Origin of the sequence: Ilumatobacter sp., assembly GCF_965215205.1 — a bacterium.
Taxonomy (GTDB): Bacteria; Actinomycetota; Acidimicrobiia; order Acidimicrobiales; family Ilumatobacteraceae; genus Ilumatobacter_A.
The window spans coordinates 772,194-794,150 of record NZ_OZ244049.1; the positions used below are offsets into that span (position 1 = coordinate 772,194).

20 protein-coding genes are annotated in these 21,957 nt (G+C 71.2%); 12 read left to right on the forward strand and 8 right to left on the reverse strand.

The window, feature by feature from the left end:
* Window positions 1-58: 58 nt before the first annotated feature.
* A complete protein-coding gene (locus ACOOHC_RS03685; protein ID WP_420452664.1) occupies window positions 59-493 on the reverse strand; it encodes an SCP2 sterol-binding domain-containing protein in 435 nt (144 codons plus the stop codon).
* A gap of 20 nt (window positions 494-513) precedes the next feature.
* Here ACOOHC_RS03685 and ACOOHC_RS03690 point away from each other — a divergent pair, with 20 nt between their 5' ends.
* Entirely contained in the window at window positions 514-1,200 is a 687-nt protein-coding gene (locus ACOOHC_RS03690; RefSeq protein ID WP_420452665.1) for a hypothetical protein, read from the forward strand.
* Between the two features lie 16 nt (window positions 1,201-1,216).
* On the opposite strand, the gene ACOOHC_RS03695 is transcribed toward ACOOHC_RS03690, so the two are convergent.
* Complete coding sequence (locus ACOOHC_RS03695) at window positions 1,217-2,446, reverse strand: DUF4349 domain-containing protein (RefSeq protein WP_420452666.1); 1,230 nt, start codon at window positions 2,444-2,446, stop codon at window positions 1,217-1,219.
* A gap of 110 nt (window positions 2,447-2,556) precedes the next feature.
* Between ACOOHC_RS03695 and ACOOHC_RS03700 the strand changes: the two genes are divergently transcribed.
* Window positions 2,557-3,372 carry a DUF3097 family protein gene (locus ACOOHC_RS03700; protein ID WP_420452667.1) on the forward strand — a complete coding sequence of 272 codons (816 nt, stop codon included), beginning with the start codon at window positions 2,557-2,559 and terminating at the stop codon, window positions 3,370-3,372.
* A gap of 12 nt (window positions 3,373-3,384) precedes the next feature.
* On the opposite strand, the gene ACOOHC_RS03705 is transcribed toward ACOOHC_RS03700, so the two are convergent.
* Both ACOOHC_RS03705 and ACOOHC_RS03710 read right to left on the reverse strand, forming a co-directional pair.
* A complete protein-coding gene (locus ACOOHC_RS03705; protein ID WP_420452668.1) occupies window positions 3,385-3,696 on the reverse strand; it encodes a twin-arginine translocase TatA/TatE family subunit in 312 nt (103 codons plus the stop codon).
* Between the two features lie 221 nt (window positions 3,697-3,917).
* Entirely contained in the window at window positions 3,918-6,068 is a 2,151-nt protein-coding gene (locus ACOOHC_RS03710) for a sodium-translocating pyrophosphatase (protein ID WP_420452669.1), read from the reverse strand.
* Between the two features lie 335 nt (window positions 6,069-6,403).
* On the opposite strand from ACOOHC_RS03710, the gene ACOOHC_RS03715 reads away from it, so the two are divergent.
* Genes ACOOHC_RS03715 through ACOOHC_RS03735 form a run of 5 tightly spaced genes read left to right on the forward strand, consistent with a single transcriptional unit; the run spans window position 6,404 to window position 11,358 of the window.
* Complete coding sequence (locus tag ACOOHC_RS03715) at window positions 6,404-7,213, forward strand: succinate dehydrogenase cytochrome b subunit (RefSeq protein ID WP_420452670.1); 810 nt, start codon at window positions 6,404-6,406, stop codon at window positions 7,211-7,213.
* Between the two features lie 11 nt (window positions 7,214-7,224).
* A complete protein-coding gene (locus ACOOHC_RS03720) occupies window positions 7,225-9,147 on the forward strand; it encodes a fumarate reductase/succinate dehydrogenase flavoprotein subunit (protein ID WP_420452671.1) in 1,923 nt (640 codons plus the stop codon).
* Between the two features lie 13 nt (window positions 9,148-9,160).
* The gene (locus ACOOHC_RS03725) at window positions 9,161-9,937 is read left to right on the forward strand and encodes a succinate dehydrogenase/fumarate reductase iron-sulfur subunit (RefSeq protein WP_420452672.1); all 777 of its coding nucleotides are present in this window, start codon (window positions 9,161-9,163) and stop codon (window positions 9,935-9,937) included.
* Between the two features lie 3 nt (window positions 9,938-9,940).
* The gene (locus tag ACOOHC_RS03730) at window positions 9,941-10,375 is read left to right on the forward strand and encodes a hypothetical protein (protein WP_420452673.1); all 435 of its coding nucleotides are present in this window, start codon (window positions 9,941-9,943) and stop codon (window positions 10,373-10,375) included.
* Window positions 10,372-11,358: an HTTM domain-containing protein gene (locus ACOOHC_RS03735; RefSeq protein WP_420452674.1), complete on the forward strand. Its 987-nt coding sequence runs from the start codon at window positions 10,372-10,374 to the stop codon at window positions 11,356-11,358. Before ACOOHC_RS03730 ends, ACOOHC_RS03735 begins: the two co-directional genes overlap by 4 nt.
* Here ACOOHC_RS03735 and ACOOHC_RS03740 read toward each other — a convergent pair.
* A complete protein-coding gene (locus ACOOHC_RS03740) occupies window positions 11,336-13,468 on the reverse strand; it encodes a hypothetical protein (protein ID WP_420452675.1) in 2,133 nt (710 codons plus the stop codon). The genes ACOOHC_RS03735 and ACOOHC_RS03740 overlap by 23 nt on opposite strands.
* Window positions 13,469-13,591: 123 nt before the next feature.
* On the opposite strand from ACOOHC_RS03740, the gene ACOOHC_RS03745 reads away from it, so the two are divergent.
* Entirely contained in the window at window positions 13,592-15,031 is a 1,440-nt protein-coding gene (locus tag ACOOHC_RS03745) for a sigma 54-interacting transcriptional regulator (protein WP_420452676.1), read from the forward strand.
* Window positions 15,031-16,146: a ResA-like WAxxUGC motif-containing protein gene (locus ACOOHC_RS03750; protein WP_420452677.1), complete on the forward strand. Its 1,116-nt coding sequence runs from the start codon at window positions 15,031-15,033 to the stop codon at window positions 16,144-16,146. The genes ACOOHC_RS03745 and ACOOHC_RS03750 overlap by 1 nt, the downstream gene beginning before the upstream one ends.
* Before the next feature lie 31 nt (window positions 16,147-16,177).
* Here ACOOHC_RS03750 and ACOOHC_RS03755 read toward each other — a convergent pair whose 3' ends face one another.
* The 3 genes from ACOOHC_RS03755 to ACOOHC_RS03765 all read right to left on the reverse strand — a co-directional run bounded on the left by ACOOHC_RS03755 (window position 16,178) and on the right by ACOOHC_RS03765 (window position 19,865).
* Window positions 16,178-17,101, reverse strand: coding sequence for a family 1 glycosylhydrolase (locus tag ACOOHC_RS03755; RefSeq protein WP_420452678.1), 924 nt, complete (start codon window positions 17,099-17,101; stop codon window positions 16,178-16,180).
* 99 nt (window positions 17,102-17,200) lie between these two features.
* The gene (locus tag ACOOHC_RS03760) at window positions 17,201-17,752 is read right to left on the reverse strand and encodes an adenylate/guanylate cyclase domain-containing protein (RefSeq protein ID WP_420452679.1); all 552 of its coding nucleotides are present in this window, start codon (window positions 17,750-17,752) and stop codon (window positions 17,201-17,203) included.
* A gap of 88 nt (window positions 17,753-17,840) precedes the next feature.
* Window positions 17,841-19,865, reverse strand: coding sequence for a VWA domain-containing protein (locus ACOOHC_RS03765; RefSeq protein ID WP_420452680.1), 2,025 nt, complete (start codon window positions 19,863-19,865; stop codon window positions 17,841-17,843).
* A 278-nt stretch (window positions 19,866-20,143) separates the two neighbouring features.
* Here ACOOHC_RS03765 and ACOOHC_RS03770 point away from each other — a divergent pair, with 278 nt between their 5' ends.
* The 3 genes from ACOOHC_RS03770 (at window position 20,144) to ACOOHC_RS03780 (ending at window position 21,912) form a co-directional block, all read left to right on the forward strand.
* A complete protein-coding gene (locus ACOOHC_RS03770; protein ID WP_420452681.1) occupies window positions 20,144-20,443 on the forward strand; it encodes a WhiB family transcriptional regulator in 300 nt (99 codons plus the stop codon).
* A gap of 62 nt (window positions 20,444-20,505) precedes the next feature.
* Entirely contained in the window at window positions 20,506-20,688 is a 183-nt protein-coding gene (gene tatA / locus ACOOHC_RS03775; RefSeq protein WP_420452682.1) for a twin-arginine translocase TatA/TatE family subunit, read from the forward strand.
* Between the two features lie 150 nt (window positions 20,689-20,838).
* Window positions 20,839-21,912 carry an amidohydrolase family protein gene (locus ACOOHC_RS03780; protein ID WP_420452683.1) on the forward strand — a complete coding sequence of 358 codons (1,074 nt, stop codon included), beginning with the start codon at window positions 20,839-20,841 and terminating at the stop codon, window positions 21,910-21,912.
* Window positions 21,913-21,957 lie beyond the last annotated feature (45 nt).

Consider the following 21,957-nt stretch of genomic DNA (forward strand, 5'->3'; position numbering starts at 1 on the left):
CGGTACCCGGCGCGCCGGGCCTCCTCGACGGGTCGCCCGGGCGCGGGTCGGACCCGACTCACTCGTAGCGGGTGCGGTCGCGCACCGACGCGAACACCGCGTCGAGGGCGCCGAACACCGGTTGCGACTCGAGCAGCTTCCGCTGGTCGCCGAACAGCCGGATGTGGCCGTTGATGAACGCCTCCTGGGCGTTGAGCTCGCCGGTCGCCACCTCCACCGCCGTCGCCCACCCCTGCTCCATCCGCACGTGCTCGGGGTCGGCCGGACCGGCCCCGAACGACGCGGCGCCGTCGGCGACCTGCAGGTGGTAGGTGACGTCGCCCTCGGGTCCGTCGCTGACGACCTGGGTCACGCCGACCGTGTGGTGCTCGGCGACCTCGCGCATGTGGGCGCTCTCGTCGACCTCGGCCGACAGGGCGGTGATCCAGTCCAGGCTCAGGTAGCGGATCGCGTCGCCGCGGTCCGTCGGCTGCTCGTCGTGGGGGTTCGACACGTCCCGTAGTCTGCCCGATCGTGACGGACGACGGCACCGACGCAGGGGCGGCGGACGGGTTCGGTGCCGCCGACGAGCGCCGCCACCGCGGCACGCTCGAGGAGTGGGTGTTCGCGGCGTGGACCTCCGACGGCGCGCTCGGCGTGATCTCCGGTCACCGCATCGTCGGTGCGACCGCGTGGTACTGGGCGGCCCTCGCCCGGGTCGGTCGGCCGCTGCTCCACGTCGTCGACTTCTCGGTCCCCGTGCGGGCGGACCCCTTCGTCGTCAAGGGCGAGCAGATGTGGGCCGAGCACACCTGCGACGCCGCGATGGAGCAGTGGACGGTGGGCAACGAGACCTACGCCTCGGCTCTCGACGATCCCGACGACGCGCTCGGCCAGGTCTACGGCGTCCCCACCCCCGTCGCGTTCGACCTCGAGTGGTACGCCACCGCCCCGCCGACGTCGACGCCGGGTCCCGAGACGGGCTACGAGCAGGTCGGGGTCGTCCACGGCGCGATCGAGCTCCTCGGCGAACCGGGCGTCGAGCTGGTCGAGGTGCCGGCGCGGCGGTGGCATCGCTGGACGCGCCGCGACGGTCTGGCGCCGATCGCCCTCGCCGAGGTCACCGCCCACACCGGGGTGCGCGCCCCGTTCGCGTTCCCCGACGGGTCGGTCCTCGACGCCGTGCTCGCCGACTCCGGCTGGGCCCGCCGCCGGGGGTGACGGCGGGCCCGACACGTCAGGCGTGCTCGCGCTGCTCGACGTCGCCGACCGACTCGGCCGCCGGCGCGGTCGTCACCTCGGCCCCGGCCCGATCGGCCGCCAGCCGAGCGCGCTCGGCCTCGGCGTGCCGCCGACGGGAGAGGGCACGACCGATCAGCCACGCCAGCGCCCCGACGCAGAGCAGGACGGCGAGGAACGGCGCGGTGACGGCGAGCACGAGCCCGATCGAGAACGCGACGCCGACGAACGCGCCCCACCCGTCGGCGAACGCGTCGGCGAGGCCGTCGTCGGACCTCGCGTCGATCGGTGCCGGCGCCGCGAGCTCGGGCGCGAGGTACCGGATCTCGACGGTCAGGGTGGCGAGCGCGACCCGGTCGTCGGTGGTGCGACGTGCGGCCCGCAGGCGCTCGAGCTCCACCTGGCGGTTCGTCAGCTCGGTCTCGAGGGCGAACACGACGTCGAGCTCGACCGCCCGGGTGAGCAGGTCCTCGATGCGCTCGATGCCGATCTCGGCCTGGCGGATCCGGATGTCGAGGTCGACCAGCTGATCGGTGACGTCCTCGGAGTCCTGGGTCAGCCGGGTGACGGTCCCGGCGCCGTGGAGGTCGTCGACCAGCCGCTCCAGGTCGGCGGGCGGGATGCGCACCACGATCCGGCCGCCGCCGGGGACGGAGCCGTCCTCGGCGGGCGATCCGATCTCCACGTCGGAGGCGAACACCGCCCCGCCGTCGCGGGCGACGATCCTGCGCACCTGCGAGCTCGCGTCGGCGACGTCGGAGGTCGCGATGGTCAACCCGACCTCGCGGATGACGTCACGCCCGAAGTCGGGCAGCGGGAACGCGGCGCCGCCGTCCGCGCCGGGTCCCGCGGCGGCGCCGCCTGCCGCCGCCGACTCCTCGGAGGCGTCCTCCGAGACGTCGCCGTCGTCGGCCACGTCGGCCACCTCGGCCGTGCTCGCGTCCCCGGCCTCGTTCACGGCCTCCGTCGCCGCCGGCACCGCTCGGCCCGCCTCGACGGTGTCCTCGCGCGACGCGGCGACGTCGACGGCGTCCGATTCCGTCGTCGCGTCGTCGTCGTTCGCGCACGCGCCGGCGACGAGCGCCACCCCGAGCGCGGCGGCGCCCAGGCTCCGGCGGCGACGGCTCGGGCCGGTCCGGGTGCCGAGGCGGCCGGGCGACGCCGCCGCGTCGGTCGCGGGTGGGCGGGTGGGCGTGCCGGCCGTGCCGGTGGTGGTGTGTCTCCCCATGCGGGTTGGACGTGCCGCGACCCCGGTCGGTTCCCGTGCCACACTCGGAGGGCCCCCGGTCGCCCACGCCGCTCGGGGCCCTGCGCCGCGACGACGAACCGCCGAAGACGATGCCCCCTCCGATCGACATCCTCGACGACTTCGACCGCCGTCGGCGGCGACCGCCCTACCCCGACGTGCACGTGGAGATGGGGATGCTCGTCGAGGACCGCTCCAGCCACTTCACCGGGGAGGTCGTGAAGTGGAACGCCGAGGCGGTGACGCTGCGCGGCCGCCACCAGTACGTCCGCCACTTCACCTGGAAGCCCGGCGGGTTCCTCCTCGAGGGCCGACCCGTGACCCTCGTGCGGCCGACGACGGCTCCGGCGGCGCGGAAGCGGATCACGGCGTCGGGATCGATCGCGGGCGACGGGCGCGCCCGGGTCGCGCGGGCGAGCCGGATCTGGGTCGAGGGCCGCCACGACGCCGAGTTGCTGGAGCACGTCTGGGGCGACGACCTGCGTGAGCTCGGGATCGTGGTCGAGCCGTTGCACGGCGCCGACGACCTCGCCGCGATGGTCGCCGAGTTCCGGCCCGGCCCGCAGCGACGGCTCGGGGTCCTGCTCGACCACCTCGTCGCGGGATCCAAGGAGTCGCGGATCGCGGCGACGGTGACCGAGGCCGAGGTGCTCGTGACCGGGCACCCCTTCGTCGACGTGTGGGCCGGGATCCGCCCGTCCGTGATCGGACTGGACGAGTGGCCCGAGGTGCCGCGCTCGGAGATCCCGTGGAAGGAGGGCCTGTGCGCGGCGCTCGGGGTCCCCTTCGAGGGGTTCTGGCCGACGTTGCGCAATCGCGTGTCGACGTTCGCCGACCTGCGACCCGAGCTCGTCGGGGCGGTCGAATCTCTGATCGACTTCGTCTCCGATCCGCCCACCGACGACTGACGACGGTCGTCGTCAGTCGTCGCGGGCAGGTGCGGCGGGATCGTCCGCCGGGTGCGCCCCGGATGCCGTGGCGTCCGTCGTGGGAGCGGCCGTCGTGGGACCGTCCACGGCGGCCGATGCCGGTGACGGCGTCGTGGTCGATGTCGGTCTCGGCGTCGACGACCCGTCGACGGTCGGCGGGGCCGGGTCGTCGTCGTCCTTCATCGCGTCCTTCAGTTCCTTCTGGGCGAGGCCGAGGTTCTTGGCGAGCTTGGGGATCTGCGATCCACCGAACAGCACCAGGACCAACACGACCACGATCACCATCTCAGAGCTTCCGAGCATCTGCGTACCTCCTCATCGAGCGGCACGGCGCCGCATCGGGCTCGTCGGCCCCACGCGGACACCGCATGTCAGGCGAGGTTCATCGCACGCCGACGCGACGTGGAGAAGATCGTCGCTGCGATCATGCACCGGGTGGCGACCGGCGGCCATGTGACGTGTGTCGGGAGCTGCGCGCGGGAGGGGCGGACGGCGAGCGCCGCGCTCCGACGCACGTCGGGCGATCAGACGAACGCGGTCGCGAACACGAGGCTCACGATGGTCATCACCTTGAGCAGGATGTTCATCGCCGGACCGGAGGTGTCCTTGAACGGGTCGCCGACGGTGTCGCCGACCACGGCCGCCTTGTGCGGATCCGAGCCCTTGCCGCCGTGGTGGCCGGCCTCGATGAACTTCTTCGCGTTGTCCCAGGCGCCGCCGGCGTTCGCCATGAAGATGGCGAGCGCGAACCCGGTCACGAGGGCTCCGGCGAGGAGTCCGCCGAGGGCATCGACGCTGATGAAGCCGACGACCAACGGGACGACGACCGCGAGCAGGCCGGGGACCACCATCTCCTTCAGCGACGCGTCGGTCGAGATCGCCACGCAGCGCGCCGAGTCGGGCACGACGCCCGGCTCCCCCTCGCGCAGGCCGGGGATCTCGCGGAACTGACGGCGGACTTCCTCGATCATCTTGTAGGCGGCGCGACCGACGGCGTCGATCGTGAGCGCCGCGAACAGGAACGGGAGGCCGGCCCCGATGAACAACCCGATGAACACCTCGACGTCGCCGATGTCGAGGTCGAGCTGCCGGTCGAGGAGGGCGTCACCCGCCACCCCGTCGGCGACGAGGGCGTCGGTGATGGCGTACTCGAAGCTCTTGAACAGCGCGAGCGCGGTCAGCGCCGCCGAGCCCACGGCGAAGCCCTTGGCGACCGCCGCGGTGGTGTTCCCGAGCGAGTCGAGCGCGTCGGTCACCTCGCGCACCGACGGGTCGAGCTCGGCCATCTCGGCGATGCCGCCCGCGTTGTCGGCGATCGGCCCGTACGCGTCGACCGACACGACCACCCCGGTGGTGGCGAGCATGCCGATGGCGGCGACGGCGATGCCGTAGATGCCGCCGAACCCGTCGAGGGAGTCGACGAAGGCGAGCTGGCCTCCGAAGTAGGCGACCCCGACGCCGACGAGGATCAACACGACGGATCCGGCCACCGACACCATCCCGCTGCTGATGCCCGACAGCACGGTGGTGGCGGGCCCGGTCTCGGACTGCTCGGCGATCTTCTTCACCGGTCCGTACTGGTCCGAGGTGTAGTACTCGGCCGTCTTGCCGAGCGCCCAGCCGACGAGCAGGCCGCCGATGACCGACAGCGCGAGCCCGATCGGGTTGGCGAAGATGGCGCTGTCGTCGAAGAGCCAGTAGGCGGCGCCGACGGTGCCGACGACCGTGATGCCCATCGCGACGTTCGTGCCCATGTGGAGCGCGCGCGCCAGCGCGTGGCTGTCGGTCGAGTCGCCGCCCTTGACGAAGAAGGAGCCGATGATCGACGCGACCATGCCGACGAAGGCGATCGCCATCGGGAAGAACAGCAGCGACAGGGTCAGGATCTCCTTGTCGGCCACCCCGACCAGGGTCGCGCTGCCGAGCAGCGCGCCGGGGACGAACGCGGTGAGCGCGACCGGGGCGATGATCGAGCCCGCGTAGGACTCGAACAGGTCCGCACCCATCCCGGCCACGTCGCCGACGTTGTCGCCCACGTTGTCGGCGATCGTCGCGGGGTTGCGCGGGTCGTCCTCGGGGATCCCCGCCTCGACCTTGCCGACCAGGTCGGCGCCGACGTCGGCCGCCTTGGTGTAGATGCCGCCGCCGACGCGCGAGAAGAGCGCGATCGTCGACGCGCCGAGGCCGTACGCGGTGAGGATCTCGAACGCCTCGTCGACCTCGAGGATCGACACGAACACGATGTAGGTGATCATCAGCCCGGCGAGCGCCAGCCCGGCGACCGAGAACCCCATCACCGCCCCGCCGCGGAAGGCGACCGGGAGCGCGGCGCCCGGGCCCGAGCGGGCGGCCTCGGTGGTGCGTGCGTTGGCCATGGTGGCCACCGTCATGCCGGCGTAGCCGGCGCCGGCGGAGAGGACGGCGCCGAGCAGGTAGGTGACCGCGGCGAGCGGCGCGATCACGATGGCCAGGACGATCGCGAGCACGATCGCGAAGGCGCCCACCCACTTGTACTCCTGCGAGAGGAACGCCTTGGCACCCTTCTGGATCTCGGTCATCAGGAAGACCATGCGCTCGTTCCCGGGCGACGACTTCTTCACGTCGGTGTAGAAGTAGACGGCGAGGCCGAGCGCCGCGAGCGCGGACACGAGAGCGAGGTAGGGAACGACGTCCACGGGGTGGTGCCTCCTGGGCGTATCGGACGGAGCGTGGTTCGCGCCGTTGTGACGTGTCCGACGGGGTTCCTCCCGTCGAACCGGACCATGTTGGCCGGTCGGGCAGGCTACGGAGAAATCTCCGGTTCCGGACCGCTCGACTCCCCGATGTCCCCCTCGCGAGCTCGGCGCGGACGTCGGTGGGTCGCGCCGGCCGGCCCGGGTCCGCGGGACCGCGGGCCCCACGGTGCGTCGGGGCGGACCGCCGTCCGTGGCGCCGCGGTGCGTCGCCGGTCACCCTCGGCGGGTCGGGAGGATTGGGCGGTGTCGAGGCGTGGGCGAGTAGCGTCGGGACCATGGCACAGACGTTCAGTCGAGGGCCCGTCACGGGGACCGCCGTCAAGACGGCGGCGAAGAGGAAGCCGTTCGTCCTCGACCTCTACGGCACCGCCGTCGGCAAGAAGTACGTGATGGCGATCACGGGGATCATCGGCATCGGCTTCGTCGTGACGCACATGATCGGCAACCTCAAGATGTACCTCGGCGTCGTGACCGAGGGCGACGAGCGGATCTACGACATCGACGTGTACGGCGAGTTCCTGCGCGAGCTGCTGGTGCCGATCCTCCCGTTCGGCTACACCCTTTGGCTCCTGCGCTTCGTGCTGATCGCGGCGGTCGCCCTGCACATCCACGCGGCGGCCGGGCTCACCAAGATGAACCACGAGGCCCGGGCGGTGAAGTACCAGTCCGACCGCGACTACCGGGTCGCCAACTTCGCCAGCCGCACGATGCGCTGGACCGGGACGATCGTCGCCCTGTTCATCGTGTGGCACCTGGCCGATCTCACCTGGGGCTTCGTCAACCCCGACTTCCAGCAGGGGTCCGTCTACCGCAACATCGACCAGTCGCTGTCACGGGTCCCGGTCGCCCTGCTCTACATCGTCGCCAACCTGGCGCTGGGGATCCACCTGTTCCACGGCGTCTGGTCGCTGTTCCAGTCGATGGGCTGGAACAACCCGCGGTTCAACGCCTGGCGTCGCAACCTCGCGATCGGCGTGGCGGCGATCGTCGTGGCCGGCAACGTCTCGTTCCCCATCGCCACGATGCTCGGGATCATCGACTACGACCCCACGGCGGTCACCGAACCCGTCGAACTGGACAGCTGAGGAGACGACCGATGGCACTCGACCTCGATCCGAAGATCCCCGACGGCCCGATGGCCGACAAGTGGAGCAACTACATCGCCAGCCAGAAGCTGGTGAACCCGGCGAACAAGCGCAAGTTCAAGATCATCGTCGTCGGCACCGGCCTCGCCGGCGCGTCGGCGGCGGCGACGTTCGGCGAGCTCGGCTACAACGTCGAGTCGTTCACGTTCCACGACTCCCCACGGCGGGCGCACTCGATCGCCGCGCAGGGCGGGATCAACGCGGCGAAGAACTACCAGGGCGACGGCGACTCGGTCCACCGCCTGTTCTACGACACCGTCAAGGGCGGCGACTTCCGCTCCCGCGAGGCCAACGTCCACCGCCTGTCGGAGGTGTCGGTCAAGATCATCGACCAGATGGTCGCGCAGGGCGTGCCGTTCGCGCGCGAGTACGGCGGCCTGCTCGACAACCGCTCCTTCGGCGGCGCGCAGGTGAGTCGCACCTTCTACGCACGGGGCCAGACCGGCCAGCAGCTCCTGCTCGGCGCCTACTCGCAGCTGTCGCGCCAGATCGGTCTCGGCAACGTCAAGCTGTGGAACCGCGTCGAGATGGTCGACGTGGTGAACATCGACGGTCGCTGCGCCGGAATCGTCACCCGCGACCTGATGAACGGCGAGGTCCGCTCCCACGCCGCCCACGCCGTCGTGCTCGCGACCGGGGGCTACGGCAACGTCTTCTACCTCTCCACCAACGCCATGAACTGCAACGTCACCGCCGCCTGGCGAGCGCACCGGCGCGGCGCCGGGTTCGCGAACCCCTGCTACACGCAGATCCACCCGACGTGCATCCCCCAGGCCGACGAGTTCCAGTCGAAGCTGACCCTGATGTCGGAGTCGCTGCGCAACGACGGGCGGATCTGGGTCCCCGAGGACCCCGACGAGTCGCGTTCGGCGGCCGAGGTCCCCGAGGACGCCCGCGACTACTACCTCGAGCGCATCTACCCGAGCTTCGGCAACCTTGCGCCGCGCGACGTGTCGTCGCGCGCGGCCAAGCGCGCCGTCGACGCCGGCCAGGGCGTCGGCCCGCTGAAGAACGGGGTGTACCTCGACTTCGCGGACTCCATCGAGCGGCTCGGCCAGAGCACGATCGAGGAGCGCTACGGGAACCTGTTCGAGATGTACGAGCGGATCACCGGCGAGAGCCCGTACGAGCGCCCGATGCGCATCTACCCGGCCAGCCACTACACGATGGGCGGGTTGTGGGTCGACTACGAGCTGCAGACGACCATCCCCGGCCTGTTCGCGGCCGGCGAGTGCAACTTCTCCGACCACGGGGCCAACCGGCTCGGCGCGTCCGCGCTGATGCAGGGGCTGTCCGACGGCTACTTCGTGCTCCCCTACACGATCGCGCCGTACCTCTCGGAGCTGCTCAACAAGCCGGTCCCCGACGAGACCCACGAGGCGTTCTCCGCCGCCGAGGACGAGGCGCGCGCCCGCTACCAGGGCTACCTCGACGTCGGCGGCACGAAGGGCCCCGACCACTTCCACCGCCGCCTCGGCAAGATCATCTGGGACTACTGCGGCATGGATCGCGATCGCACCGGGCTCGAGAAGGCGCTCGCCGAGATCCCGGCGCTGCACGAGGAGTTCAAGAGCGACCTGCGGGTCACCGGTGACGGCACCAGCCTCAACCAGACCCTGGAGAAGGCGGCGCGCGTCGACGACTTCTTCGAGCTCGGGATGCTGATGTGCACCGACGCGCTCACTCGCGAGGAGAGCTGCGGCGGCCACTTCCGCTCGGAGTACCAGACCGACGAGGGCGAGGCGGTGCGCGACGACGAGCAGTTCGCCCACGTGACCGCGTGGGAGTGGAGCGGCGACCCGCGCGAGCCGATCGAGAACCGCGAAGCCCTCGAGTACGAGGTCGTCCAGTTCGCGACCCGCAGCTACAAGTGACGAGAGGACGGCGATGAGCAACAACCTCACCAACATCACCCTCAAGGTCTGGCGCCAGGACGGCCCCGACTCGCAGGGTCGCTTCGAGACGCACCAGATCCCCGAGATCCCCGACGAGGCGTCGTTCCTCGAGATGCTCGACATCTTGAACGAGCGCCTGATCGAGGAGGGCAAGGAGGCGATCGTGTTCGACCACGACTGCCGCGAGGGCATCTGCGGGACCTGCTCGCTGATGATCGACGGTCTGGCGCACGGACCGCAGAACGGCACGGCGAGCTGCCAGCTGCACATGCGCAGCTTCTCCTCCGGCGACGAGATCGTGATCGAACCGTGGCGGGCGACCGCGTTCCCGGTGATCAAGGACCTGATGGTCGACCGGTCGCCGTTCGACCGCATCGTCGAGGCGGGTGGCTTCATCACCGCCCCGACCGGTGGGGCTCCCGACGCCAACCTCGTCCCCGTCCCCAAGCCGGTCTCCGACGCGGCGATGGACAACGCCGCGTGCATCGGGTGCGGGGCGTGCGTCGCGGCGTGCCCGAACGGCGCGGCGCAGCTGTTCACCGCGGCCAAGGTCACCCACCTCAACCTCCTCCCCCAGGGTCAGTCCGAGCGGTACAAGCGCACCGAGGCGATGGTGGAGACGATGGAGGAGCACTTCGGCTCCTGCACCAACCACGGTGAGTGCTCCTCCGCCTGCCCGAAGGAGATCTCGATCGATGCGATCGCGGTGATGAACGCCGACTACCGCAAGTCGAAGATCAAGAACCGCCGGTCGCTCGCCCGCGGCTGACCGATGCGGCGCCGGGCACGCCTGGTCATCGCCGGCGCGACCGTCGTCGTGCTGCTCGCTCCGGTCGCGCTCGACCGGGACTCGCTGCCGCTGTCGACGTACCCGATGTACGCGAGCGCCCGCAGCGAGACCGTCGCGCTGGTCACCGCCAACGCCGTCGACGCCGACGGGCGCCGACGGCGCCTCGACCCGGCCACGATCGGGAGCAGCGCGGATCCGCTCGTCGTCGCCGGCGAGCTGCGCGCCGCGGTCCGCTCCGGCGGGGCCGACCGTCGCTGCGGCGAGATCGCCCGCCGGGTGGGGGCCCGCACGGCGGAGCGCGGAACCGTCGGGGTGGAGGTCGTGACCGAGGTGCACGACGTCGTCGCCCGCACCCTCGACGACGACAGCCTGCTGCGACGCGAGGTGCACGCGACCTGCGACGTGGTGGTGCGATGAGCGAGGTCCGGGAGCGGGCGCACGGGGAGGACCGAGGGCCACGGTCCGGTGCCTTCGGGCGCGTGGTGTCGGCCGTCGTCGACCGACGTGGGTCCGCACGTGGACTCGCCGCGCTGCGCGTCGTCGTGGCGACGTTCACCGCGATCTACCTCGCCACGCGGGTCCCGGTCCACCTCGCGCTGGGCGACCGTCGGGCCGAGGACTTCGACCCGGTCGGCCTCGCCACCCTCCTGCCCGGACCCGTCGCACGCCCCGTGCTGGTCGCGACCGTGGTCACGACGCTCGTGGCGTGGACGGCGGTCGTGATCGGCTTCGCCCACCGCCTCAGCGGGCCCGTCGCCGCGCTCGGCCTCCTCGCGCTGGCGACCTACCGGTCGTCGTGGGGGCAGCTGCTGCACTTCGAGCACCTGATCGTGCTGCACGGGCTCGTGCTCGCCGTCTCCCCGGCCGCCGACGCCTGGTCGCTCGACGCCCGACGACGCGGCGCGGCCGCCCGGCGCGAGCGGCCGTCGAGCGCCTACGGCTTCCCGCTCGGGGTGGCCGCCGCGATCACCGCCGTCACCTACGTGGTCGCCGGGATCGCCAAGCTGCGCCTCGGTGGCGCCGACTGGGTGGTCGGCGACGTGCTGCGCAACCACGTGGCCTACTCGGCGGCGCGCCTCGACGTCCTCGGCGCCGACCCGCCGGTGCTGGCCCGCTCCCTGGTGCGCGTCCCGGTGCTGCTGTCGGTGGCTGCGGCGGTGTCGCTCGCCATCGAGCTGGCGGCTCCGGTCGCGCTGCTCGGCGGCCGCGTCCGCGACACCTGGGTCGCCGCCGCCTGGGCGATGCACGTCGGCATCCTCGCCGCGATGCACGTCGGGTTCCCGTCGCCGCTGTTCGGCGTCGCGTTCGCTCCTCTGTTCGACCTCGAGCGCGGTGCGCGGGTCGCCTGGTCCGCGCTGCGGCGCGCCCGAGGCCGACTCACCCCGACGACGGGACCGTGATCGCGCTGCGGTAGGAGTTGGCGTGCAGGCGGAGGCCGTCGCGATCGGTGGCGACGAGGTCGATCGCGAGCTCGCCGAGGGCGTGCGGCACCTCGGTGTCCACCGAACCGACGTGCACCACCTCGTCGGCTCCGACCGTCCCGGTGAAGTCCCAGCGCCGCTCGCCGCCCGGCCACGACACGACCGCCGACACCCGGGCGCCGCTGATCTCGCTGCGCCGGTCGTTGACCAGGTGGACGTCGAGGCGGAGGCGGTCGCCCTGGTCGATCCAGTCCGGAGGCAGATCGGCGATCACCACGACCGGGGCGCATGCCCCGCGCACGGCGTCCCACGCGAGCTTGGGAGCTCGCCGGTGGTCGAGGACGCTCGACGAGATCGCGGGGCCCGGATCGGCGAGCGAGGAGAAGCAGAACCCGCCCGTCGGGCGGTACTTGAGCCGGCGCAGCGTCTCGATCTGGGTGCGCAGCACGTGCGCCTGGTGGAGCTGGGTGGCCGTGCGCCACGCGTCGAACGAGTCGTGCTCGGCCGGGGGGAAGAGGCTCTCGAGCAGGTCCCGGCTGTGGCCGATCTCGTCCTCGATCTCGTCCCAGTCGAGGTCCGGCCAGCTCGCGCCCTCGAGGCGGGACTCGATGAACGGCGCGTGGGGCGGGACGGAGTCGGCACCGAACTCGCTGACGAAGCGCACGATGCGCGGCATCCGTGCGGCGCGGCGGGCGAGGTCTCGCGCGGTGCCCTGTCGCCACCCGAACCACAGGTGGCTGTCGGTCCCGTTGAGCTGCGGGAGGTGGGGGAGGACCCCCGAGTGCGCGATGGTCGGCCGGGTCGGATCGGTCCTCTCGAACGCCCGCTTGACCCACCGGTCGAGGACCGACTTGTTCCACGTCGGGAGCTGCTGGGCGGCGATGTCGTGCAGGCGGCTGCGCCAGTCGCGCTCGAGCGCCATCGAGGTGTCGACCGGTTCGTTGTGCGCGGACCACAGCACGATCGAGGGGTGGTGGCCCAGCTGATCGACGGCCTTCGCGGCCTGCGCGACGGCGCTCGATCGGATCCGCCGGGCCTGGACGCGCTCGAGCGGGAAGTCCTGGAGGAGGAGCAGGCCGAGCTGGTCCGCCCGGTCGTAGAGGTGGCGGCGCGAGATGTGGCCGTGGACGCGCAGCGAGTTGAGCCCGAGCTCGATCGCGAGATCGAGATCGCGGTCGATGCGGTCGTCGGACGTGTCGGCGAGGCCGACGTCGAGGGGGAGCAGGTTCGCCCCGCGCAGGAAGACGCGCTCGCCGTTGACGGTGAAGATCCAGTCGTTCCAGTCGACCTGGCGCAGGCCGACGCAGCGTGCGCGCTCGTCGCTGTGCTCGCCGTCGACGACGACCTCGACGACGAACTCGGTGAGCGGTTGATCGCCGAGCTCGCGCGGCCACCACAGCTGCGGCGAGCGGATGTCGACCGACCACTCCAGCTCGTTGGGTCCCGAGGCGATCACCGTGCGCTGCTCGTCGACCACCTCGCCGTCGCGGCGGGTGAGCACGACGACGTCGCGGGCGAGGTCGCTGTCGAGCATCGCCGAGAGCCGCACGTGGGCACGTCGGTCGTCCGCGTCGCGGCACAGGACGCGCAGCCGGTCGATGCGCACCGGGCCGGTGTCGTAGCACCGCACCGGGCGCCACAGGCCGCCGGGGTTCCACCCGTTCGGCAGTCCCGACCACCCCTGGAGCACCCCGGTGACGCTGCTGCGCACCGCGGACTGCGCCGGGCACGCGACCTCGATCGCGAGCACGTGGTCGTGGCCGATCCGCGAGAGGTCGGTGACGTCGAAGGAGTGCGGGAAGAAGTACCCCTCGAGGTCGCCGAGGTAGGCGCCGTCGAGCCACGCGTCACCCTGGTAGAAGATCCCGTCGAACGTGACCCACCGCCGGCGTCCCTCCGCCGGCGGGTCGGAGCGGTACCGGTGGCGGTACATCACCGGACCGTCGCTCGCGGCGAGGTCCGCTCGGTGCTGCCAGTGGCCCGGGACCGCGATCGGGGCCCACGCGCTGTCGTCGGTGTCGAGGCCGATGCCGGCGCGGCGCACGTCGTCGGTCGCCTCGATCGCGACCCATCGGCCCCCGGTCCCCATCACGGCGACACTACCGACCGGCGGGCGGTCACCCGAGCGGTCGGGCGCCCGTGGAGGGGTCGTGATCGTGGACGCGTCGAGCCCCGATGTGAGGGTGCGCGGGGGCTGGGGTAGCGTCCCCACATGGCACAACCTTCCGACGGAGCCGACGAGCGACCGACCACGCTCGGTGCCCTGCGAGCCTCCGGATGGGTCTCACGACCGATCAAGCAGGAGATCCGGGAGCACGCCATCGCGCGGGTGTCCGCCGGCGAGCCGCTGTTCGCGGGGGTGTCGGGTTACGCGGACACCGTGATGCCCCAGCTCGAGAACGCCCTCCTGGCCGGTCACGACGTGATCTTCCTCGGCGAGCGCGGCCAGGCGAAGACGCGGATGATCCGTTCGCTCACCGGTCTGCTCGACGAGTGGATGCCGATCGTCGCCGGCAGCGAGATCAACGACGACCCCTACGCCCCGGTGTCACGCCACGCGATCAACCTGGTCGACGAGCTCGGCGAGGGGACGCCGATCGACTGGGTCCACCGCGACCGGCGCTACGGCGAGAAGCTCGCCACCCCCGACACCTCGATCGCCGACCTGATCGGCGAGGTCGATCCGATCAAGGTCGCGGAGGGGCGGTACCTGTCCGACGAGCTCACGCTGCACTACGGCCTCGTCCCGCGCACCAACCGGGGGATCTTCGCGATCAACGAGCTCCCCGACCTGGCCGAGCGGATCCAGGTCGGTCTGCTCAACGTGCTCGAGGAGCGCGACGTCCAGATCCGCGGCTACAAGATCCGCCTGCCGCTCGACGTGATCCTCGTCGCCTCGGCCAACCCGGAGGACTACACCAACCGCGGCCGGTTGATCACGCCGCTGAAGGACCGGTTCGGGTCGCAGATCCGCACGCACTACCCGCTCGACGTGCCGACCGAGATGGAGATCATGCGCGCCGAGGCCGTCCCCCTCGACGTGGAGACGCCCGACGGCCAGATCAGCGTGACGGTGCCGGAGTACCTGGGTGAGGTCGTGGCGACGTTCAGCCACCTGGCTCGAGCGAGCAACCAGGTCAACCAGCGCAGCGGGGTCAGCGTGCGCCTCAGCGTCAGCAACTACGAGGCGCTGTCCGCGAACGCGCTGCGACGGGGGCTGAAGGCCGGCGAGCGCACGATCACCGCCCGCGTCGACGACCTCGACGCGCTCCCCGCGAGCTCGCAGGGCAAGATCGAGATCGAGTCGCTCGAGGAGGGCCGCGAGGGCTTCATCCTCGACACCTTGATCAAGGGGGCGGTGCTCACCGTGTTCAAGGAGGCCGTCGACCCCGGCCAGACCCGAGCGGTCGTCGACGCGTTCGAGGAGGGTGCGATCGCCCACACCGGCGAGGAGGTCTCGAGCGACGAGCTGGCTCGGCTGATCGGCGAGGTGGACGCGCTGCGCGACCCGGTGATGGCCCTGACCGGGGGCGACGAGTCGCCCGCCGCGGTCGCCGCCGCGGTCGGGTTCGTCCTCGAGGGCCTGCACCTCAGCAAGCGCCTGAACAAGGACTCCTCCGGGCCGTCCGCGACCTACCGGGGGAGGGTCTGATGATCGTCGAGTCGCTCGATGTGCCCGCGTCCGAGTTCGAGCGGGGGACGGGCTGGAAGATCGAACCGCAGGGTGCCTGCAAGGGCGAGGTGTGCGTCCCCCTCGGCGGGGGCGACTTCGACCTGCGCACGGCGGCCGACCGGTTGGGGATGGCCGTCGTGCCCGACGAGACCTCCGACCGCTGGGCGATCGGCCCCGAGGCCGTCGGCGATCGGGCGCTGACCACGGCGCAGGCTCCCGAGCTGGTGCTCGACGACGTCGACGGCGACGAGTTCCGCCTGTCGTCGCTGCGCGGGCGCAAGGTCGTCATCGTCTCGTGGGCGCCCTATTGAGGCTGCTCGTTCGACCTGCCCGGGTGGCAGGCGCTGCGCGACGAGCTCCACGACGACGGCCTCGAGATCGTCACGGTCTCGCTCGAGCTCAGCGGCCCCGACGCGTCGCGTCACCTGATCGAGGCGGCCGAGCCCGAGCACCCGTCGCTGCTCGACCCGACCCACAAGATGGCCGAGCTGTTCGGGGTGGTGAACATCCCCAACGTGATCTGGGTCGACGAGGACGGGATGATCGTGCGGCCTCCCGAGCCGGGATGGCCCGGTCCGACGGAGTTCCCCTCCGACATGCTCGACGCGATGCCCGAGACCGCCGCGGCGCCGACGGCTCCGGCCGCACCCGAGGGCGGTCCGGGTCAGTGGGACGTGCTGCGGTCCGGGCAGGACCGCACGGCCTACGCGGACGCGATCCGCGACTGGGTGGCGCACGGGGCGAGCAGCCCCCACGCGCTCTCGCCCGACGAGGCGGTGGCTCGCTCGCAGCCGCGCTCGACCGACACGTCGCGGGGCGCGGCCCACTTCGAGCTGGCGAACCTGCTGTGGCGCGAGGGTGAGCGCGACGCGGCGATCCGGCACTTCAACGAGTGCCACCGGCTGCAGCCCGACAACTGGACCTACAAGCGCCAGGCCTGGTCGCTGCTCGGGCGCGAGCGGGTCGGTGGCAGGTACGGCCAGTTCGTCCAGGCGCCCGTGAAGGGGGAGGAATCCGACTGGCCCTTCGCCAGCGACTTCACCTCCGACGTGGTGAACACCCCCGTCGGCGGCTACTACCCGACGACGTTCTGACGCCGGGCCGACGTCGCGGCGCCGAGCGAGCTCAGTCGTCCTCGTCGACGACGGGGGCCACGAAGTACGCGTCCGCCGCCGGTTGCGGGGTGCGGTCGCGGTCGATGATCCCGAGCGGGAACTCCGGCCCGGCGATCCCCGGGTCGAGGAAGCAGGTCGTGAGCTCGATCCCGTCGTCGACGACGGAGTCCACGACGGTCACGAAGCGGTCCACGATCCGACCGCCCACGTCGGGCTCGACGTGGTGCGGGGTGAACTGGCTCACGACCAGCGCGGTCCCGTCCGCCGCGTCGGCGGCGTCGTGGAGAGCCTGCTCCCACCGCTCGCTCGCGGTGGTCAGCGCCGCGTCGTCGGGGATCTCCTCGTCGTCGAGCAGGGTCTCGAGCGCGACCCCGACCACGTCGCACGAGTCCAGCAGCTCGCCGACGCGCGCGAAGCCGTCGCGTGCCTGCAGCGAGATGGCGACGGGGGAGTCGCCGCCGCCGAGGATCTGCCACGTGTCGGTCCACGCCTGCGACGGGAGGTCGCCGGGCACGACCGCGAACGGGATCCAGCCGTGGACGTCGTCACCGAAGCGCTCGGCGACCCGCTCGACCCAGCGCGGCCACCAGCGGACCACGGCGTCGACGTCGTCGAGCCCGCCCTCGTTGCCGAACCACTTCGGGACGCCCTCGTCGTGCATCGTCGCCCACACGCGGATCCCGACGGCGTCGGCGGCCTCGAGGATGTTCTCGTAGCGCTCGGACCAGTCCCCGGAGAACTCCCCGGGCTTGGGTTGGAGCCGGGCCCAGTCGAAGGTGAGGCGCAGGTCGGTCACGCCGACGTCGGAGAGCAGCGCGAGGTCGTCGGGCCAGCGCTTGTAGAACCCGTTGCCGGCCGTCGGGCCGTGCGTCGAGCTCTCGGCGTGTCCGAGGGTTGCGGCGACGGGGAGGGTCGCTCCGCGGTGGAAGGGCATCGATGATCCTCGTGGTGGGGACGCGTCGACCGGTCGGTCGGCGACGAGGAACAGACCGTACCCGCCTCTCGCGCTCGTCCCCGCCGCCGCGTCGGCGGGTCAGATGAAGGGGGTGCGCGTCCAGAGGTCGGCGGCGTCGGCCTCGACCTCGGCCGGTCGCGGCACGCCGTTCAGCTCGACCACGTTGATCGGCCCCGGGAAGCCGCGCAGCTCGATCTCACCGAAGGGGAGGGTGGTCACCCCGTCGGGCAGCCGCTCGAGGTGCATCGCGGGCATCAGCACCTCGACGTTCTTCGCGTGGTCGCAGAGCCGAGCGGCCATGTTCACGGCCGAGCCGATGTAGTCGTCACCCTCGAACAGCAGCGCGTGGCCGGTGGCGAGCCCGGCGCGCACGGTCAACGGGTTGCAGATGTCGGCGGCGCGCTGCTCGAGCTCGAGCACGAACGCGATCGCGTCGCGCTGGTTGACGGAGACGATCATGCAGCCGTCGCCGAGCCACTTCGCGATGCGGACCCCGCGCTCGGACGCCACGGAGCGCACGATCGTGCGGAACGCGCTGAGGATCCGACCCGCGGCGTCGTCGCCGAAGGCGGCCGTGTAGTTCGTGAACCCCGACAGGTCGACGAAGACGAAGGTGCGGGGCACGCGCATGCTCACGATGATACGTCGGTCGTGAGGCCGGGCGCCTTGAACATCGCGTGAACGAGCACGGGCGGGCGCCGATCGGGCGTCCGGGCGGTCAGCCGGCTCGACGGCCGGCGCGCGCCTGCTGGCGCTTGCCGTCGAGGAAGTCGACGAGCACGTAGTCGCCGAGGTTCTCCGGCGTGGTGAAGAAGGCCCGGCCCTGGTTGATCTGGGTCATCCGCTCGATGAACGCACGCAGCGAGCCATCGGCTCCGAGGCCGAACGTGTTGATCCGGATGCGGCTCTTCGTGCACCGCACGACCTCGCGCAAGGTGGCTTCGACCGTCTCGCGTGCCGGGGGGTAGTTGAAGAACGGGTGCCCGTCGGGGGTGATGTGCGCCGTGGGTTCGCCGTCGGTGATCATGATGATCTGCTTGGTCCCGGATTCGCGCGCCAGCAGCTGGCGGGCGAGGGTGAAGCCGTGGTGCATGTTGGTGCCGTAGACGAAGTCCCACGACACCTCGGGGAGCTGGGCGGGGGTCAGGATCCGCGCCGTCTCGGAGAACCCGACGATCCCGAGGTAGTCACGGGGGAACTGGGTCGAGATGAGGTGGTGCAGCGCCATCGCCACCTTCTTCGCCGGGAGGAAGTTGTCGCGCATCGGCATCGACAGCGACAGGTCGAGCATCAGCACCGTCGACGAGCGCGTCAGGTGCTCGGTGCGCTCGATCTCGAAGTCGTCGGGTGACAGCCGCACCGGGGTCCCGGCGTGGCCCGCGCCGGCCGAGCGCCGCAGGGCGTTGCGGATCGTCCGGTTGAGATCGAGGGTGAACGGATTGCCGTACTCGTACGCCTTGGTCTGGTAGGTGCGCTCGTGCCCGACGCCGTTCTGGCTCATCTCGTGCTGGCCAGACATCTCCTTGGACAGCTTCGAGAACAGCTCGCGCAGGGCGTTCGCGCCGATCTTGCGCAGCCCGCGCGGCGTCAGCTCGAGGCGACCCTCCTTCTGCTCGACGAGTCCGGCCTGCTCGAGCTGCCTCGTCAGCTCGGCGAGGCGCTCGAGCGAGCGGGCGGCGTCGTCGCCCATGAGGTCGCGGACCTTGTCCATGTCGGCCTCGGCCAAGGCGCTCGGGCTCGACGCGTTGCGCAGCAGGTTCTCGAGCTGGTCGAGATCGCCGAGCTCCTGCATCGTCTGCATCGCCTGGCCGAAGCCCATCGGGTCCTGGCCCTCGAAGTCGTAGCTGCGGTCCCACTGCATCTGGGGGAACATCTGCTGCAGGTTCCCGGAGAGCTGCTGCATCTGCCACTGGAGGTCCATGTCGCCCATCAGCTGCTCGCTCAGCTCCTGGAGCTGGGCGCGCTGCTCGGGTGACATCGAGTTCATCATCGCCTGCATCGCCGCCATGCGGCGGGCCATCTGCTCGAGCAGCTCCTCGACGTCCTGCGGGTCCTCGGGGAAGAAGTCGCCGTACTCCTCCATGAAGTCCTCGAAGCCGGGGTCCTCGCCGCGCTGGTGCTTCTCGAGCATCTCGTTCAGCGCGGCCATCATGTCCTTCATGCGCGACATGTCGTCGGCGGACATGTTCTGCATCGCGCTCGACATCTGGTCGACCATCTGCTGGGTGAGCTGGTCCTTCAGCTGCTCCATCAGCTGCTCGAAGCGGTGCTTGGCCTCGGCGGACTCGAAGTCGTAGGAGCCCAGCTCACGCACCTTGCCGGCGAGGTCGTCGGGCATCAGGTCGAGGCGCATGTTGCGGTCCGTCGCCGCGGACCGCGCGTTCGTCGCCCGACGCTCGTCGCCCGAGTCGGTCGCGTCGCGCACCGAGTTCTCGATGGCGTGGCGCTCCTCGTCGACGATGTCATCGATCTGGTCCTTGATCTCGTCGTACACCCCGCCGAGGTCGGTGTTCGCGAGCCGCTCGTCACGCTCGGCGCGCAGCTGCTCGAGCAGCTCGCGCAGGCCCTGGAGCTGGTTGCCGTCGCGGTCGGTCACCCCCTGCTGCATCATCCGCCGCAGCGCCGCGTTGACGTCGCCGTGGTAGAGCAGCTCGTCGGTGAGCTCGTCGAAGGCCATGTCGGCGTCGAACTCGAACCCGGTCTGCGTGCCATCCCAGGCCGAGTAGGTGAATCGTGACCTCATGGGTCGAACCTAGTCCCGATCGACGTGCGGACCCGATCAGAGCTCACGGTCGCGCTGGCGACGTCGCTCGGCGGCGAGGGCGCGACGGGTGCACGAGCACGCGCGGACCGCGCGATTTTCCCGTGTTCTCCTTGCGGACCCGCGGAACCTCTGCCAGAATGACGACACTGTAGTTACAACGTCGTACCGGTCAGGTCAAGCATCCCCTGTGGACAGACCGCCCGACGTCCATCGCTCGCACCGCCATCGGACCAGGCGCCCTGGCAGGAGGTCCACCCATGCAATTCATCACGACATCGAGCATCACGATCAGCGCGACGCCGGTCGAGCCCGAGGCCGACTGGAACGATCGCGCCAACTGCCTCGGCGTCGACCCCGATCTGTTCTTCCCCGAGCGCGGCGCGTCCACGCGCGAGGCCAAGGAGGTGTGCCGAGGGTGCGAGGTCCGTCACGACTGCCTCGAGTTCGCGCTCCAGAACGGCGAGAAGTTCGGCATCTGGGGCGGCCTGTCCGAGCGCGAGCGACGCCGGATCCGCCGCCAGCGAGCGCAGGTGGCGCGCAGCACCATCGGAGCCTGATCCGATCGGGGAAAGTGCCACCTCGTCGCTCACCGAGCCGGTCGATTCGGTAGTCTGTGATCATGTTCGCATTCATCGGAGGCAACGAGGCAATCATCGTCGTGGTGGTGATCCTGCTGTTGTTCGGGAGCTCGCAGGTGCCCAAGCTGGCCCGCAACCTGGGCAAGGCCCAGAAGGAGTTCAAGGACGGCCTCGACGAGTCGCGGCGTGACCCCGACGAGCAGCGCACCTCGGCCGACTCCTGAGCCTCGGGGTCCGAACGACCACGACGGAGCGCCATCGACGTGTCCCGGCCCGACGGCCGGGACACGTTCGCGTCCGGGCTCGTGACGGTGGCGTCCGTCGCGGTGCCTCCGAGCGGACCGATGTGAGGTGGCGAACGTAGGGTGCCGTCCATGACGACGAGCGGTTCCGCGACCGACGCCACGACCGGCTCGGGCGGCCTCCCCGCACCCGGGAGCGAGGAGTGGTTGGCGCTCGTCGCCGAGCCGGTCGTCGACCCCGATCGCGAGATCGTCGATCCCCACCACCACCTGTGGCCCGCCGGCGGATCGCTGCCCTACGGCATCGACGAGCTCACGGCCGACACCGGTGCCGGGCACCGGATCACGCAGACGGTGTTCGTCGAGTGCCACGCCGGGTACCGCGACGACGGGCCCGAGCACCTCCGCCCGGTCGGTGAGACGGAGTTCGTCGCCGGCGCGGCCGACGAGCTCGTGCGCCGTCACCCGGGGGCCTCCACGATCGACGGGATCGTGGGCCACGCCGACCTGACCCACGAGGGCCTCGACGAGATCCTCGATGCCCACGACGCGGCCTCCGGCGGCCGGTTCGTCGGCATCCGCGACTCGCTCGCCCGCGCCCTCGATCCGGAGGCGCACATGATCCCGGGCGGCTACGCCGAGGGCAAGGCGCAGGACCCGGCCTTCCGCACGGGGGTGCGGCGGTTGGGGGAGCGTGGGCTCACCTACGACTCGTGGCTCTACCACCACCAGATCCGCGACTTCGCCGACCTGGCGCGCGCGGTGCCGGGCACGACGATGGTCCTCGACCACTTCGGGACGCCGATCGGGGTCGGGCGCTTCGCCGGGCGCCACGACGAGATCTTCGAGACGTGGCGTGACGACATCGCCGAGGTCGCGGCGTGCGAGAACACCGTGGCCAAGATCGGCGGTCTGGCGATGCCCGACAACGGGTTCGGGTTCCACGAGGCGGCGTCCCCGCCCACCAGCGACGAGTTCGTCGCGGTGCAGCGACGGTGGTACGAGCACGCGATCGAGGTCTTCGGGCCGAGCCGGTGCATGTTCGAGAGCAACTTCCCGGTCGACCGGTTCTCGATCTCCTCGACGGTGATGTGGAACGGCCTGAAGCGGATCGCTGCGGCGTACGACGACGCCGAGCAGGACGAGATGTTCTCCGGCACCGCCCGACGCGTCTACGGCCTCGCCACCCCGAGTTCGCCCGCCTGATCCCCCGCCCGTGCGGTCGGGATCTCGAGCGGATCACGTGCCGAT